At 75.1% G+C, this 15,568-nt stretch carries 11 protein-coding genes; 9 read left to right on the forward strand and 2 right to left on the reverse strand.

Annotation, left to right across the window (positions count from 1 at the left end):
• Nucleotides 1–29 precede the first annotated feature (29 nt).
• The 4 genes from AC0OO9_RS06275 to AC0OO9_RS06290 all read left to right on the forward strand — a co-directional run bounded on the left by AC0OO9_RS06275 (nt 30) and on the right by AC0OO9_RS06290 (nt 6,095).
• Nucleotides 30–1,826 (forward strand): protein kinase domain-containing protein, encoded by a 1,797-nt coding sequence (locus AC0OO9_RS06275; RefSeq protein ID WP_484516225.1) that lies wholly within the window; start codon nt 30–32, stop codon nt 1,824–1,826.
• A 119-nt stretch (nt 1,827–1,945) separates the two neighbouring features.
• Nucleotides 1,946–3,970 carry a bifunctional adenosylcobinamide kinase/adenosylcobinamide-phosphate guanylyltransferase gene (locus tag AC0OO9_RS06280; protein WP_484516227.1) on the forward strand — a complete coding sequence of 675 codons (2,025 nt, stop codon included), beginning with the start codon at nt 1,946–1,948 and terminating at the stop codon, nt 3,968–3,970.
• Nucleotides 3,960–4,733 (forward strand): adenosylcobinamide-GDP ribazoletransferase, encoded by a 774-nt coding sequence (cobS, locus tag AC0OO9_RS06285; RefSeq protein WP_484516229.1) that lies wholly within the window; start codon nt 3,960–3,962, stop codon nt 4,731–4,733. Before AC0OO9_RS06280 ends, cobS begins: the two co-directional genes overlap by 11 nt.
• A gap of 66 nt (nt 4,734–4,799) precedes the next feature.
• Nucleotides 4,800–6,095: a DUF2314 domain-containing protein gene (locus tag AC0OO9_RS06290; RefSeq protein ID WP_484516231.1), complete on the forward strand. Its 1,296-nt coding sequence runs from the start codon at nt 4,800–4,802 to the stop codon at nt 6,093–6,095.
• 136 nt (nt 6,096–6,231) lie between these two features.
• On the opposite strand, the gene gcvT is transcribed toward AC0OO9_RS06290, so the two are convergent.
• Nucleotides 6,232–7,356, reverse strand: a complete 1,125-nt coding sequence (gene gcvT / locus AC0OO9_RS06295; RefSeq protein ID WP_484516233.1) for a glycine cleavage system aminomethyltransferase GcvT — start codon at nt 7,354–7,356, stop codon at nt 6,232–6,234.
• 161 nt (nt 7,357–7,517) lie between these two features.
• Between gcvT and AC0OO9_RS06300 the strand changes: the two genes are divergently transcribed.
• Nucleotides 7,518–9,089 carry a leucyl aminopeptidase gene (locus tag AC0OO9_RS06300; RefSeq protein ID WP_357578203.1) on the forward strand — a complete coding sequence of 524 codons (1,572 nt, stop codon included), beginning with the start codon at nt 7,518–7,520 and terminating at the stop codon, nt 9,087–9,089.
• Between the two features lie 67 nt (nt 9,090–9,156).
• On the opposite strand, the gene AC0OO9_RS06305 is transcribed toward AC0OO9_RS06300, so the two are convergent.
• Nucleotides 9,157–9,486: a hypothetical protein gene (locus AC0OO9_RS06305; RefSeq protein WP_121400443.1), complete on the reverse strand. Its 330-nt coding sequence runs from the start codon at nt 9,484–9,486 to the stop codon at nt 9,157–9,159.
• Nucleotides 9,487–9,664: 178 nt separating this feature from the next.
• On the opposite strand from AC0OO9_RS06305, the gene lpdA reads away from it, so the two are divergent.
• The 4 genes from lpdA (at nt 9,665) to AC0OO9_RS06325 (ending at nt 15,493) form a co-directional block, all read left to right on the forward strand.
• Nucleotides 9,665–11,056, forward strand: a complete 1,392-nt coding sequence (gene lpdA, locus AC0OO9_RS06310) for a dihydrolipoyl dehydrogenase (protein WP_132236095.1) — start codon at nt 9,665–9,667, stop codon at nt 11,054–11,056.
• Between the two features lie 66 nt (nt 11,057–11,122).
• Entirely contained in the window at nt 11,123–12,934 is a 1,812-nt protein-coding gene (gene sucB / locus AC0OO9_RS06315) for a 2-oxoglutarate dehydrogenase, E2 component, dihydrolipoamide succinyltransferase (protein ID WP_484516235.1), read from the forward strand.
• 142 nt (nt 12,935–13,076) lie between these two features.
• Nucleotides 13,077–14,408, forward strand: a complete 1,332-nt coding sequence (locus tag AC0OO9_RS06320) for a low temperature requirement protein A (protein WP_484516237.1) — start codon at nt 13,077–13,079, stop codon at nt 14,406–14,408.
• A 167-nt stretch (nt 14,409–14,575) separates the two neighbouring features.
• Nucleotides 14,576–15,493 (forward strand): LLM class flavin-dependent oxidoreductase, encoded by a 918-nt coding sequence (locus AC0OO9_RS06325; protein WP_484516239.1) that lies wholly within the window; start codon nt 14,576–14,578, stop codon nt 15,491–15,493.
• Nucleotides 15,494–15,568: the final 75 nt, after the last annotated feature.

A 15,568-nucleotide genomic window follows, 5' to 3' on the forward strand; every position in this document is an offset into this window, starting at 1 on the left:
CCGCTCCGCCGGGCCGGTACGGTGTCGCGGTGCTTACTCGGGGAGTGGTGCTGAGCGACCGGTACCGGCTGGACGACCGGGTGGCGATCGGCGGCATGGGCGCGGTCTGGCGGTGCACCGACCTCATGCTGGAACGCACGGTGGCGGTGAAGGCGCTGCTGCCGGCGTTGAGCGCGGATCCCGATTTCACGGCCCGGTTCCGGGCGGAGGCGCGGATGCTGGCGGCGCTGCGCCACCCGGGCGTGGTCGCCGTGCACGACGTCGGCCGGTCCGTCCTCGACGACGGCAGCCAGGTCGACTACCTGGTGATGGAGTACGTGGACGGCCAGCCGCTGAGTTCCTGGCTGCGGCGCGCGGGGCGGCTCGACCCGGCGTCGACCATGTCGGTGGTGGCGCAGGCCGCCGAGGCGCTGCACACCGCCCACCTCGCCGGCATCGTGCACCGGGACGTCAAGCCGGGCAACCTGCTGGTGAAGGGCGACGGCCGGGTGGTGCTCGTCGACTTCGGCATCGCCCGCTCCGGCACCACGGCGGGCATCACCGCCGCCAACGTGATGCTCGGTACCGCCTCGTACATGTCGCCGGAGCAGGCCGCGAACCAGCCGGTCTCCCCGGCGACGGACGTCTACGCGCTCGGCGCGGTGGCGTACTTCTGCCTGACCGGCCAGCCGCCGTTCGACGGGGACAACCCGCTCCAGGTGGCGTTGCGGCACCTCCAGGAGGAGCCGCCCCCGCTGCCGCCCGACATCCCGGCGGCGGTGGCCGCGCTGGTGCGGCGGGCGATGGCGAAGCGCCCCGGCGACCGGTTCGGCGACGCGGCGGCGATGGCCGACGCCGCGGCCGAGGCCCGCGACGCGACCCTGGCCGTGGTGCCGACGTCCGCCCGCCCGCCGTGGGCCGTCGCCGGCCCGACCTCGGCGGCCCCCGCCGCCGCGCGACCGGACCAGGGCAGTACCCCGGCCGGTGACGCCGTCGCGCCGGCCCCCGCCGGGCCGGTCGCCCCGCCGGATCCGTGGGCGCCGCTGCCGCCCGTCGCCGCCCGCCCGCACCCGGGACCGGCGACGGGAAGCGACGCCCGGGGACCGGTCCCGCCCACCCGGGAGGACCCGGTCGTGCCGCAGCCGGCACGGCGGCGCCGGGCCGCGCTGCTCGGCTCGGCGGCCACCGGGCTCGTGGTGCTGGTCGGGGTGGCCGCGCTCGCCCTGGCCCCCGACAGAGGCCCGGCCGGCGGAGACGTCCCGGCGGCGCTGACCGGCGAGTCCGCGGCGGCGGGTCCGTCCGGCGCGGCGGCCGACGACGGTACGGGCCGGTTGCGCGTCGAGCCGACGCCGGGCGCCACCCGCGCGACGGCGTCGTCGTCGGCGTCCCGCAGTCCGTCGGCGTCGCCGCCCGGGCGCTCCCCGGTTCCGACGGCGGGCAGCGGCGAGCCGACCGCGACCGCTCCCGGCGCACCCGGCCCCGGACCGACGACCGGCCAGCCGGCGAAGCCGAACCCGTACACGCCGGTCGAGGCGTGCGGCAGCGGGTACAGGGTGATCGACTCGGCCCCGCTGACCGTCTCGGGCAGCCGGAAGGGCAGGGTCTACCTGCTCTACCACGCCGGCAGCGGCAACAACTGCGTGGTCACGATGAAGGAGATCGCGGTGGGCACGGCGACGGCCGCCTCGGCGTGGCTGGAGGTGCGGGGCCGGGCCCGCAGCACCGACAGCGGGTCGTTCTCGTACTACGCGGGGCCGGTGCGGGCCAGGGCCGCCGGGGTGTGCGTGAAGTGGGGCGGGTCCACCGGCGGGGCCAGCTACGGCAGCGGTTTCGAGCACTGCGACTGAGCGCGGCCCGGGGGTGCCCCTGCCCGCGGCGGTGACCGGCCGGCCGCCGCGGGGTCCGGGCCGGTCGTACCCCGCACCTCCGGGGGGCCGCACCCGGGCGCTGGCTCTAAAGTACGGGCATGTCCGTTGACGGGTGGAACACGGTCCTGGTGCTCGGCGGTATCCGGTCCGGAAAGTCCGAGTTCGCCGAGTCCCTGGTCGCCGACGCGCCGACGGTCCGCTACGTGGCCACGGCCGCCGACGCGCCCGCCGACGACGCGGAGTGGGCGGCCCGGCTGGCGGCGCACCGCGAGCGCCGACCGGAGACCTGGACCACCGAGGAGACCGCGGCCGACCCGCGCCGCCTCGCGGACGTGCTCGCCTCCGCCGGGCCCAACGAGACGCTGCTCGTCGACGACCTCGGCGGCTGGGTGACCGTGCTGCTCGACCCGGCGCACCAGCCGGCGGACGACACCGCCACCATCGCCGAGCTGGCGGCGGCGGTGCGCTCCTGCGCGGCCCGGCTGGTGCTGGTCAGCCCCGAGGTCGGGCTCTCCCTGGTGCCCACCACCCCGCTCGGGCGGGCCTTCACCGACGCGCTGGGCGCGGCCAACCGGGCGGTCGCCGACGCCTGCGACGCGGTCGTCCTCGTGGTCGCCGGCCAGGCCGCCTGGCTCAAGCCGGGCGCCCCGCACCCGGCCACCGTGCCCGCACAGGCCGGCCCCGCACAGGCCGGCCCCGCACAGACCGGGTCCGCGCAGGCCGGCCGGGCGCAGGTCGGCGCCCCGGGCGTTCCCGACGGCGCGGGCTCTCCCGGCGGCGCTGGCGGGTCGGTGGCCGCGTCGGAGCCCTCCCCGGACGTGTTCACCCCCACGCCGCCGGCCGCCCCGGAAGCGGCGCCCGGCACCGAGCCGACCGGTACCGCCTGGGCCGCCCCGACCATGGCGCTGCCGATGGTCGCCACGGGCCTGGTCATCCAGCCCGGCATGGAACTGCCCATGCCCGACGAGTACGCCGGTCCGCAGGCGATCGAGCGGCTCGCCACCCTGGACGTGCCCGGGTCGGGGCTGGGCGTGCTGGAGCGGGCGGTCGGGTTCGCCGCCGCCACCCAGGGCACCGTCACCCCGGCCCCGTGGGGCCGGGTGCGGGTGCTGCTGCTGCACGGCGACCACCTCGGCGACGCCGCCGCCGGCACCGTGGAGGGCGAGTCGGCGCGCCGGGCCCGGCAGGCCCGCGCCGGGCAGGGGGCGCTGGCCCGGCTGGCCGCCGAGAGCGGCGCCGAGCTCCAGGTGGTGGAGGTCCCGTCGTCCGCGCCGATGGAGACCGAGCCCACGCTGACCGGCGAGCAGGTCGAGGTCGCCCTGCGCTACGGCTGGCGGCTCGCCGAGGAGGCCGCCGACGCGGGCGTACGACTGCTGGTGCTCGGGGCGTGCGGCGCAGGCACCGAGGCCGCCGCGGCGGCGGTGCTGGTGGCGACGGCGGGCGCCGAGGCGCCGGCCGTGCTCCGGCGGGTGGTCACCGACTCGGGCGAGATCGACGACGCGGCCTGGATGCGGCGGTGCGCGGCCGTACGGGACGCGCTGCACCGCACCCGGAACTCGCCCCGCAGCGCCAAGGACGTGCTGGCCGAACTGGGCGGCGGGGACGTCGCCGTGGCCACCGGCGTGCTGCTCGGCGCCACCGCCCGCCGGCTGCCGGTGATGCTCGACGGTCCGGTCGGGGTGGCCGCCGCCATGGTCACCCGCGACCTGGCCGGGCAGGCCCGGCACTGGTGCCTGCTGGCCGACCACGGCGGGCACCCCGCCGTGCAACTCGGCGCCGACGTGCTCGGCCTGACCCCGCTGCTCGACCTGCGGCTCGACCTGGGCGAGGGCGCGAACGCGCTGGCCGCGCTGCCGCTGCTGCGCTCGGTGCTGGCGCTGGCCGCCGCGCTGCCGGCCCACCCGTCGCTCGGCGGCGGCGAGGACGACGAGCCGGACACCGACGAACCCGACTTCCGCGAGCCGGAGCCGGCCGGCCCCGGACCGACCAGCACCGAACCCGACTTCCGCGAGCCGGAGCCCGCCGGCCCCGGACCGACCAGCACCGAGGCCGACCTCCGCGAGCCCCACGGCGCCGGGCCGGACACGGAAGCGGTGGACCCGTCCGGCCGGCGTGCCGGCTGAGTCGCGGCTCGCCGACGGGGCGCGGCTGGCGCTGACCACCTTCACCACCCTGCCGGTACGCGCCGGCCGCGTCGACCGGTCGGTGGCGGGCACGGCGATGGCGCTCGCCCCGGCGGTCGGCGCGCTGCTCGGCGTCCTCCTCGCCGGCGTCCTGCTGCTCCCTGGTGCGCTCGCGCCCCCGCTGGTGGCGGCGGCGGTGACCGTCGGCGCCGGGGCGCTGCTCACCCGGGGGCTGCACCTCGACGGGCTGGCCGACACCGTGGACGCGCTGGGGTCGTACCGGCGCGGGGACGCCGCGCTGGAGATCATGAAGAAGCCGGACGTGGGCCCGTTCGGGGTGGTCGCGCTGGTGGTCGTACTCCTGGTGCAGGCGGCGGCCCTCGCGGAGCTGGCGGGACGCTCGTGGCCGGCGGCGCTCGCGGCGGTGGTCACGGCGACCGCCGCGGGCCGGTTCGGGGTGGCGGTGGCCTGCCGGCGCGGGGTGCGGGCCGCCCGCCCGGAGGGGCTCGGCGCGCTGGTCGCGGGCACCGTCGGCCCGGTCGCCCTGGCCGCCGGGGCGGTTGCCGTCGCGCTGCCGGCGCTCGCGGCCGTGCCGGGCCGCCCGTGGCAGGGGCCCCTCGCCGTCGCCGTGGCCCTCGCCGTCGCGGTGGGGCTGCTGCGACACGTGGTACGCCGGCTCGGCGGCGTCACCGGCGACGTGCTCGGCGCGACCGTGGAGGTGGTCACCACGCTGGTCTACCTGGGAGTGGTGCTGTCCGGCTGAACAGGGCGCACCGCGCCGGGTAGCGTTCTCCCACGACAGCACCGGCGCGGCCAACCGGGGGACGACATGCTCATCACGGACGACTTCCTGCCCGTACCGGTTCCGGAGTCGCTGAGCGCGACCTACCTGGTGCCCATGACGGGGCTGCCGAAGGTGAGCGCGAAGACGGCGGTGGCGCGGCTCACCGGCCGGCTGGCGGAGCCGGTGCACGGGCTGGCGCGGCACATGCTCGACAGCCCGCTGATGAGCGTCGACACCCGGCCGATCGCCGAGTTCCCCGAGCTGCCGCCGGACCTGCTCACCGCGTTCGGCGCCACCGAGGCGCAGCTGGCCCGGCTGGCCGCCGCGAGCCACCTGGTCGTGGTGCAGGCCGAGTACCGGCCCGGCTGGCCGCCGGCCCACGAGTGGGCGGCCCGGGCGGTGGCCGCCGCCGTCGCCGAGTCCGTCGACGGCGACGTGGTGGACGTGTTCGGCCTCCAGTTCCTCGACCCGGCGACGGCGCTGCGCTCGCTCCCCGACGACCAGGGGCGGATCCGGCTGGTCGACTGGGTGCTGGTGCCCTACTCCTCCGACGCCGAGGGGCTCTGGTTCACCACGAAGGGACTGCGCCGCTTCGGGCTGCTGGAGTTGCAGACCCAGGGCGTGCCGGACCACCTGACCCGGGCCTGGGGCGCGGTGATGACCGGGGCCGCCAGGCGGCTGCTGCGGGACTGGACCGACGGGCTCTCCGGGGAGGAGGTGCCGGCGTTCGTGCAGCTGCCGGTGCTGGCCACGGTGACCGGGCACGACATCGCGGTGGCGTACGGCAATCCGGAACAGCACGGCGCGACGGCGCCGGTGCTGCTGCGCCTGGAGCTGGACCCGGCCACCGACCCCGACGCCGACTCGTTCCTCAGCCTGCGCCCGCCCGCCGGGCACCCGGGGCCGGACGGCCGCTACTACGCCGCCGCCTGCGCCACCCTCTTCGCCGGCATCCAGCCGGACGTGCGTTACGCCCGCTCAGGCGACGCGATGAGCAGGGCGGTCGCCACCGCCCGGGCGGGGCTGGGCGACATCCGGGCCCGGTTCCTCGCCGGCCAGCTCCCGCCGGAGACGCAGCTCGTGGTGAAGTACGGCCTGCCCGGCGACGACGGCCCGGAGCTCGTCTGGGCCGGGGTGACCTCGTGGGACGCCCCGGAGCGGATCGTGGCCGCCAGCGCCTGCGACGCCAACACCGACCCGAGCGTGCGCATCGGTTCCCCGGTCGTCGTGGAGGCCACCGACGTCGTCGACTGGGCCGTCCTGGACGGCACCGGCGTCATCGAGGGCGGCTGGACCCAGGCCGTCCTGGACGCCGGCGAACGCCCCCACCCCCCACTCTGACCCCTGCCCCACCCCCTCCCCCTCCCACTTCCGCGTTGATCATGAAGTTGTTGCCGGGACACGCCGGTCCGGGTGACAACAACTTCATGATCGACTGCGGGAAGGGGAAACGGCGGGAGGGGCGGGGCTGGCGCGGTCAGCGCACCGAGGGGGTGACGAACGGGGGGCGGGTGACGCGCATCTGGGCGCGGCGGCCGCGGATGTCGACCTCGACCAGGTCGCCGTCGGTCAGCTTCGCGGCGGTGTCGAGGAGGGCGAGGGCGACGCCCTGCTTCTTCGTCGGCGAGAACGTGCCGCTGGTGATCGTGCCGACCTCCGCGTCGCCGACGTGCACCTTCATGCCGGGGCGCGGGATCGCCCGGTCGACCGCCTCCAGGCCGCGCAGCGTACGCCTGGGGCCGGCGGCCTTCTCCGCGAGCAGCGCGTCGCGGCCCCAGAAGGCCGGCTTGTCCCAGCCGACCGCCCAGCCGGAGCGGCCCTGCACCGGGGTGATCTCCGGCGACAGGTCCTGACCGTGCAGCGGGTAGCCCATCTCGGTGCGCAGGGTGTCCCGGGCGGCCAGCCCGCAGGCGCGCAGCTCGGGATCCGCCGCGAAGAGCGCGTCCCAGACCGCGACCGCGTCGGCCGCCGGCACCACCAGCTCATAGCCCAGCTCCCCGGTGTAGCCGGTGCGGCACACCGTCAGCTCGACCCCGTCGAGCGTCGCGGTGGAGAAGCTCATGTAGTCGTGCCCGGTCGGCAGGCCCAGCGCGTCGAGCAGCTCGGCCGAGCGCGGGCCCTGCACGGCGAGGACGGCGTACGCCTCGTGCTCGTCGGTGACCGTGACCGACGCCGGGGCGGCGGCGCGCAGCCGGCGCACCACCTCGGCGGTGTTCGCGGCGTTCGGGATGAGGAAGACGTGGTCGTCGGCGTGCAGGTAGGCGATGATGTCGTCCACCACGCCGCCGGTGGCGTCGTCGCAGCAGAGGGTGTACTGCGCCCGGCCCGGCCCGATCCGGCCCAGGTCGTTGCTGAGGCAGGCGTTGACGAACTCCGCCGCGCCCGGCCCGGTGACCCGCGCCTTGCCCAGGTGGGAGACGTCGAACACGCCCACCCCGGTCCGCACCGAGGTGTGTTCCTTCAGCACCCCGCCCCCGGCGTACTCCAGCGGCATCTCCCAGCCACCGAACGGGGCGAACTTGGCGCCGCGAGCGGTGTGCCGCTCGTGCAGCGGGGAACGGCGCAGCCGGGTCGCGGCGGCGTCGGAGGTCACGTCGGTCATGGGTGGGAACTTACCGGGAGCTGGGCGGCTGGTTAGCATCGGCGGGACCCGTCGGAGCCGTCGACGGGACAGCCCCGACCTCCGACGGGTACGTTCCGCCGGAGACCTCCATCGCCGGTACGCGACGACGCGACCGGCCCGGCCCGCCCGGAGTAGCTTCAGTGACATCGCCCAGCACCACCCTGAGCCTGGTCGACACCGACCCCGCCGAGCTCGCCGTCGACGCGATCGTGATCGGCCTGCACAGCCAGACCGGCGAGCAGGACGCCACCACCGGCCTGGCCGGAACCCTGCTGCTGGCCAGCGGCGCGGAGAGCATCGCCGCCGCCTTCGACGGCAAGCTGACCGAGACGCTGGCCCTGCTCGGCGCGACCGGCGCCCCCGGCGAGGTGATCAAGCTGGCCACGCTGGGCACCGTGACCGCCCCGGTGGTCGCCGCCGTCGGGCTCGGCCCGGAGCCGACCGGCGCCGCCCCGGCCCCGGAGACCCTGCGCCGCGCCGCCGGCGGGGCCGTACGGGCGCTCGCGGGCGCGCCGCGGGTGGCGCTCGCGCTGCCGCTGCCGGACGACGCCGACGCCCCAGCGGCGCTGCGCGCGGTGGCGGAGGGCGCGCTGCTCGGCGGCTACCGCTTCGCCGGCTACAAGACCCGGCCGCAGCCGTCCCGGCGGGAGCCGGTGGCCGAGGTGCTGGTCGCCGTGCCGGACGCCGGTGACGCCGGCGCCCAGGCCGAGATCGCCCGCGCCCAGGTGGTGTGCGGCGCGGTCCGGCGCAGCCGGGACTGGGTCAACACCGCCCCGAACGAGCTGCGCCCGCCGTCCTTCGCCGACTCGGTGGCGGACTCCGCCCGGGAGGCCGGCCTGACGGTCGAGGTGCTCGACGAGGCGGCCCTGGCCGCCGGCGGCTACGGCGGCATCATCGCCGTCGGGCAGGGCTCGGAGGCCCCGCCGCGGCTGGTGAAGCTGACCTACACCCCGACCGGCGGCGGCAACGGCAAGCGGGTGGCGCTCGTCGGCAAGGGCATCACCTTCGACACCGGCGGCATCTCGATCAAGCCGGCGCAGGGCATGTGGGAGATGAAGTCCGACATGGGAGGCGCCGCCGCGGTGGCCGCGACCATGCTGGCGGTCGCCGCGCTCAAGCCGTCGGTGGCCGTGACGGCGTACCTGCCGATGGCGGAGAACATGCCGTCCGGGCGGTCGTACCGGCCGGGTGACGTGATCAGCATGTACAACGGCAAGAAGGTGGAGGTGCTCAACACCGACGCCGAGGGCCGGATGATCCTGGCCGACGCGATGGCGCGGGCCTGCGAGGACGGCTGCGACTACCTCTTCGAGACCTCCACCCTCACGGGCGGGCAGGTCGTCGCGCTGGGCAAGCGGATCGCCGGCGTGATGGGCAGCCCCGAGCTGTGCGAGCGGGTCCGCACCGCCGGCGACGCGGTCGGCGAGCCGGCCTGGCCGATGCCGCTGCCGGACGACGTGCGCAAGGGCATGGACTCCGACGTCGCCGACATCTCCCAGGTCAACGCCGGCATGGACCGGGCGGGGCACATGCTCCAGGGCGGGGTGTTCCTGCGGGAGTTCGTCAGCGCCGACGTCGACTGGGCGCACATCGACATCGCGGGCCCGAGCTACCACTCGGGCGAGGCGACCGGCTACTGGACCAAGGGCGGCACGGGCGTGCCGGTCCGCACGCTCGTCCAGCTGGTGGAGGACGTCGCCGCCAACGGCTGACGTACGCGAAGGAGGGCCCCTCGCCGACGAGGGGCCCTCCTTGCGTTCCACCCGGCCGGGCGCCGGCTCAGAACAGCTCGGGGCGGCGCTTGCGGCGCTCGTTGTAGTCGCGCATCCGCTGCGGGTAGCCCATCAGCCGCACGTCGTAGACCGGGATGCCCATCCGGTATGCGAAGCGGCGGGCGCCGTCGGGGCCGTCGATGCGGCGGCGGGTCCACTCCCCGTCGTCGGCGATCAGCATGACCGTGGTCTCGGTGACGGTGGTCCGCGGCTCGATGTAGGCCTCGACCCCGCGCCGGCTGCGGACGAAGCCCTCGAGGTGCTCCAGATCGGCGCGGTCGGCGGCCCGGTCGAGGCTGACCGCCCGCGTCTTCTTGCGTCGCCGGAACAGTCCCACCGAGCGTCTCCCCCTCAGTCCGTCATCGAAGCCAGTGCCAAGCGTACGTGTCACGGACGTGTCGTTGGGCACCTCACTACGCGGGCGGCGGGCGGTGGTGACAAGATGACCGAGGTGGGGTGTGCCCGTGTTGCCCCGCCGTGACCCCCGAAGCAGTGACGCGACCTGGGAGTTGGACGTGAGCGAGCCGAACGACGCAACCTTCGACATCGTCATCCTCGGAGGTGGCAGCGGCGGCTACGCGACCGCCCTGCGCGCCGTCCAGCTGGGCCTGAAGGTCGCGCTGGTCGAGAAGGGCAAGCTCGGCGGCACCTGCCTGCACAACGGTTGCATTCCGACCAAGGCGCTGCTGCACGCGGCCGAGATCGCCGACCAGACCCGCGAGTCGGAGCAGTTCGGCGTGAAGGCCGAGCTGGTCGGCATCGACATGGCGGGGGTCAACGCCTACAAGGACGGCGTGATCTCCCGGCTCTACAAGGGCCTGCAGGGCATGCTCAAGGGCAACAAGTCGATCACCATCGTCGAGGGCCACGGCAAGCTGGTCGGCAAGAACGTCGTCGAGGTCGACGGCAAGCGCTACACCGGCCGCAACATCGTGCTGGCCTCCGGTTCGTACGCGAAGAGCCTGCCCGGCCTGGAGGTCGACGGCGAGCGGGTCATCACCAGCGACCACGCGCTCACCCTCGACCGGGTCCCGGCCTCGGCGATCGTGCTCGGTGGTGGCGTGATCGGCGTCGAGTTCGCCAGCGTGTGGAAGTCCTTCGGCGTCGACGTCACGATCGTCGAGGCGCTCCCCCGGCTGGTCGCGGCCGAGGACGAGGAGTCCTCGAAGGCGCTGGAGCGGGCGTTCCGCAAGCGGAAGATCAACTTCAAGGTCGGCAAGCCGTTCGAGAAGGTCGAGAAGACCGACAAGGGCGTCAAGGTCACCATCGCCGGCGGTGACACCGTCGAGGCGGAGCTGCTGCTGGTCGCCGTCGGCCGCGGCCCGAACACCGCCGACCTCGGCTACGAGGAGCAGGGCGTCAAGATGGACCGCGGCTACGTGCTGACCGACGAGCGGCTGCGCACCAGCGTGCCGAACGTCTACGCCGTCGGCGACATCGTGCCCGGCCTCCAGCTCGCCCACCGGGGCTTCCAGCAGGGCATCTTCGTCGCCGAGGAGATCGCCGGGCAGAACCCGGCCGTCATCGACGAGGTCGGCATCCCCCGCGTCACCTACTCCGACCCGGAGCTGGCGTCGGTCGGCCTGACCGAGGCGAAGGCCAAGGAGCAGTACGGCGCCGACAAGGTCAAGACCTACAACTACAACCTGGGCGGCAACGGCAAGAGCCAGATCCTCAAGACGGCCGGCTTCGTCAAGCTCGTCCGGGTGGAGGACGGCCCCGTCGTCGGCGTGCACATGGTCGGCGCCCGGGTCGGTGAGATGGTCGGCGAGGCGCAGCTCATCTACAACTGGGAGGCGTACCCGGCCGAGGTGGCGCAGCTCGTGCACGCCCACCCGACGCAGAACGAGGCCCTGGGCGAGGCGCACCTGGCGCTCGCCGGCAAGCCGCTGCACGCACACGCCTGATCACGACAACCGCGGCGTCCGGCGACGGGCGATGATCCCACCAGGGGAATGAAGGAGTCTTTGAAGATGCCGGTATCGGTCACCATGCCCCGGCTCGGTGAGAGCGTCACCGAGGGCACCGTCACGCGCTGGCTCAAGCAGGAGGGCGACACCGTCGAGGTCGACGAGCCCCTGCTCGAGGTGTCGACCGACAAGGTCGACACCGAGATCCCGTCCCCGGCGGCGGGCGTGCTGAGCCGGATCGTGGTCGGCGAGGACGAGACCGCCGAGGTCGGCAGCGAGCTGGCCGTGATCGCGGGCGAGGGCGAGTCCACCGGCGGCGGCGAGACCGCCCCGCAGCAGGAGGAGCCGGCCGAGGAGGCCGCCGAGGCCGCCGAGGAGCCGCAGGCCGAGGCGGAGCAGCCGGCCGTCGAGGAGCCGGAGACCCAGGCGCAGGCCGCGCCGTCGGGCGAGGGCACCCCGGTCAAGATGCCAGCGCTGGGCGAGAGCGTCACCGAGGGCACCGTCACCCGCTGGCTCAAGCAGGTCGGCGACACCGTCGAGGTGGACGAGCCCCTGCTGGAGGTGTCCACCGACAAGGTCGACACCGAGATCCCGTCGCCGGTGGCCGGCACGGTCCTGGAGATCAAGGTTCCCGAGGACGAGACCGCCGCGGTCGGCGCCGATCTGGCCGTGATCGGCGCCGCCCCGGCCGAGGCGAAGCCGGAGCCGAAGCCCGAGCCCAAGGCGGAGGCCAAGCCCGAGCCGAAGCCGGAGCCGAAGGCCGAGGCCAAGCCGGAGCCCAAGGTCGAGGAGCCGACCCCGGGCATGTCGTACAACGAGCCGTCGGCGGAGGCCGAGACCTCGGCGCAGCCCGCGCAGGCCGAGCAGAAGGCCGTGCCGTCGGCCCCGGCCCCGCAGCGCCCGTCGGCGCCCGCCCAGGGCGGCGGCGAGGAGGCCGCCGGCTACGTGACCCCGCTGGTGCGCAAGCTGGCCAGCGAGCACGGCGTCGACCTCTCCTCGGTCAACGGCACCGGCGTCGGCGGCCGGATCCGCAAGCAGGACGTGCTGGAGGCGGCGGAGAAGGCGAAGGCCGCCAAGGCCGCGCCGGCCCCGGCGCAGCAGCCCGCCGCGGCTGCCCCGGCCAAGCCGGCCGCCAGGCCGCAGCCGAGCGCCAAGCGCGGCAGCACCGAGAAGCTCCCCCGGATCCGCGCGACGATCGCCAAGCGGATGCAGCAGTCGCTGCACGAGATGGCGCAGCTGACCACCGTGGTCGAGGTGGACGTCACCAGGGTCGCCAAGCTGCGGGCGCAGGCCAAGGAGTCGTTCCAGCAGCGGCACGGCGTCAAGCTGTCGTTCCTGCCGTTCTTCGCCCTCGCGGCGGTCGAGGCCCTGCAGGCGTACCCGATCGTGAACGCCAGCATGGACCTCGACGCCGGCACGATCACCTACCCGGACTCGGAGAACCTCGGCATCGCCGTGGACACCGAGCGGGGCCTGATGGTGCCGGTGATCCACGGCGCGGGCGACCTGAACCTGGGTGGCATCGCCAAGCGGATCGCCGACCTGGCCGAGCGCACCCGGACCAACAAGATCAGCCCGGACGAGATCGCCGGGGCGACCTTCACGCTGACCAACACCGGCAGCCGGGGCGCCCTCTTCGACACCCCGATCGTGCCGTCGCCGCAGTCGGCGATGCTCGGCACGGGTGCCGTGGTCAAGCGTCCGGTCGTCGTCAACGACCCGGAGCTGGGCGAGGTCATCGCCGTCCGGTCGATGGTCTACCTGGCCCTGTCGTACGACCACCGGCTGATCGACGGCGCGGACGCCGCCCGCTTCCTGGTCGCGGTCAAGGAGCGGCTGGAGTCGGGCAGCTTCGAGGCCGAGCTCGGCCTGTAGTTCCCGCCTGGACCACACGACGGGCGCCCCGGTCACCGACCGGGGCGCCCGTCACCGTTCCGGCCGCCTCGTTCACCGTCGCCCCCGGCACGCTCACGCGATTCCGGCCCGGCGGCGACAGGGCGCTGCCAGAGTGGATGAGGTGGGCGGCATCCGGTGGCGCGAGCGGCTGGGACCGGCCGTCTCGATCGCCCCCGGCGCCCGGGTCGACCGGTTCGAGGTCTTCTTCGACCTGGTCTTCGTCTTCTCGTTCTTCATCATCACCCGCGCCACCGCCGCCCACATCTCCGGCTATCAGCTCGCACACGCCCTGCTCGTGCTCGCCGTGCTCTGGTGGTGCTGGGTGGTGCACTGCGTGGTCGCCACCCGGGTCCGGCTCGGCGAGGGCTTCGTCCCGGTGCTGATGGTCGTCGGCATGGCGGCGCTGTTCTGCTTCGCGCTGTCGCTCCCCCAGGCCTTCAGCGACGCGACCGACGTGGCCGCCGGACCGATGGTGGTCGCGCTCAGCTACGTGGTGATCCGGGGCGTGCACCTGGCGCTGTACTGGCACGTCGCGCAGGAGAGACCCGGGGAGCGGCGGCTGCTGCTGAAGTACTCCCCGGAGGTCACGATCAGCACCATGCTGCTCACGGCCGCCGCGCTGATCCCGCCCCAGATCGACGACCCGGGCCGGGCGGCGATGCTGCGCGACGGCCTGTGGGTCAGCGTCGTCCTGCTCCAGTACGGCATGGGCCTGGTCGCCGGCGCCTGGGGCTGGACGGTGACCTCCGCCGAGCACTGGACCGAGCGCTACGACCTCATCCTGATCATCGCCCTGGGCGAGTCCGTCATCTCCGTCGGCGTCGGCAGCAACCTGCTCGGCCAGCCCCCGACCTGGCCGGCGGTCGCCGCAGCGGTGCTCGGCATCTTCTTCACGGCCGCGCTGTGGTGGGCGCACTACGACGTGATCGCACCGGCCGCCCGGATAGCCCTGCACGCGGCCGAGGGCCGGCCCCGGGTCTCGATGGCCCGCGACGCGTACGCCTACATGTACCTGCCGATGATCGCCGGGATCATCCTGTTCGCCCTCGGCGCCGAGGAGATCGTGCACCAGGTCGCCGATCCGGGCACGCCTGTCGGGGACCCCACGCAGGGGCCCGGCGTCCTGCTGCTGTTCGGCGGGGTCGCCTGCTACCTGTGCGCGAACATGCTTTTCCAGTGGCGCACCCTGGGCACCGTCTCGTGGACCAGGGTCGGCGCCGTGCTGCTGTTGGCCGCCACCCTTCCCGTCGGCCAACGGCTGCCGGGGCTGGCCGCCCTCACCCTGCTCACCGCGATCTGCGTCGGGCTCGTGGCCGTCGAGGCGGTGGTCATGGCGGACTCCCGGCGCGCCCTGCGCGAGATGGTCTTCGAGGAGAAGAGCACCCACGAGGCGCACGAGGCCGCCTGGCGGGCCCGCTGGCGCGAGCCCACCCCGGACGAGCCCTCGACCTGACAGTTGGCACCGGAGCACCCTCCCCCGCCGGGTGGTAGCACTCCCCATCCTGGACTAGGACCGTGTCGTGGCAGAGCACGCTCACCGGGAGATCGGGTAGGTCTGCCGGTAGCAGAATCGCCCCCGTCGGGCTTGGCCGGTCGGACCGAGCCCGGCAGGGTGGGCGCATGGCGACCTTCACCCTCCAGGCGATCCCGTCCAACGGCCCGAGCTGGCTGGAGCTGGCCCGGCGGGTCGAGGCTGCCGGCTTCGACGCCCTGTTCACCGCCGACCATCCGGGTTCGGCGGCGTCCCCCTTCGTCTCGCTGGCCGCCGCGGCGGCGGTGACCTCGACGATCGGCCTGGGCTCGTACGTCTCCAACGCCGGCGTCCGCGAGCCGATGCTGCTCGCCTCGGACGTGGCCTCCCTCGACCTGCTCTCCGGCGGGCGGGCCCGGTTCGGCCTCGGCGCCGGCCACACCCCGGCCGAGTGGCGCGCGATCGGCCGGGAGCGCCCCGACGTCGCCGGGCGGGTGCGCCGCTGCCTGGCCGTGGCCGAGGCCGTCCGCGCTCTGCTCGACGGCGAGGAGGTCACCGTCGACTCCCCCGACCTGGTCGTGCGGGGCGCGCGGCTGGAGGCCCCGCGCCCGGTGCAGCGGCGGATCCCGTTCACCCTCGGCACGGCGAACTCCGCGATGCTGCGCTGGGCCGGCGCGCACGCCGACGTGGTCGGGCTGTCCGGCCTGGGGCGCACGCTGCCCGACGGCCACCGGCACGACGTGCGCTGGCGCGAGGCGGACATCGAGGCGCAACTGGCCTGCGTCGCCGCCGGAGCGCGGGGGCGGGACGAGCCGCCGGTGCTGGAGGCGCTCGTGCAGCACGTCGTCGTCACCGACGACGCCGAGGCCGCCGCCGCGCCGACCGCCGAGCGGATCGGCCTAACGGTCGCCGAGCTGCTCGCGACGCCATTCGTGCTGATCGGCACGGAGGACGAGATCGTCGCGGCGGTCGCCGCACACGGGCGCCGCTGGGGCGTCACCCGTTTCGTCGTACGCGAGGACGCACTCGACCCGCTCACGCCGGTGCTGGCCCGCCTCGCCGCCTGAGCGACGCATCGACGGCATTCAGGTCGGAACGCCTTCGGCGGCACCTCGCAGCGCGATGGTGCGCCTGGGTAGGGA

It is taken from the genome of Micromonospora sp. USAFONa4, from assembly GCF_057197825.1.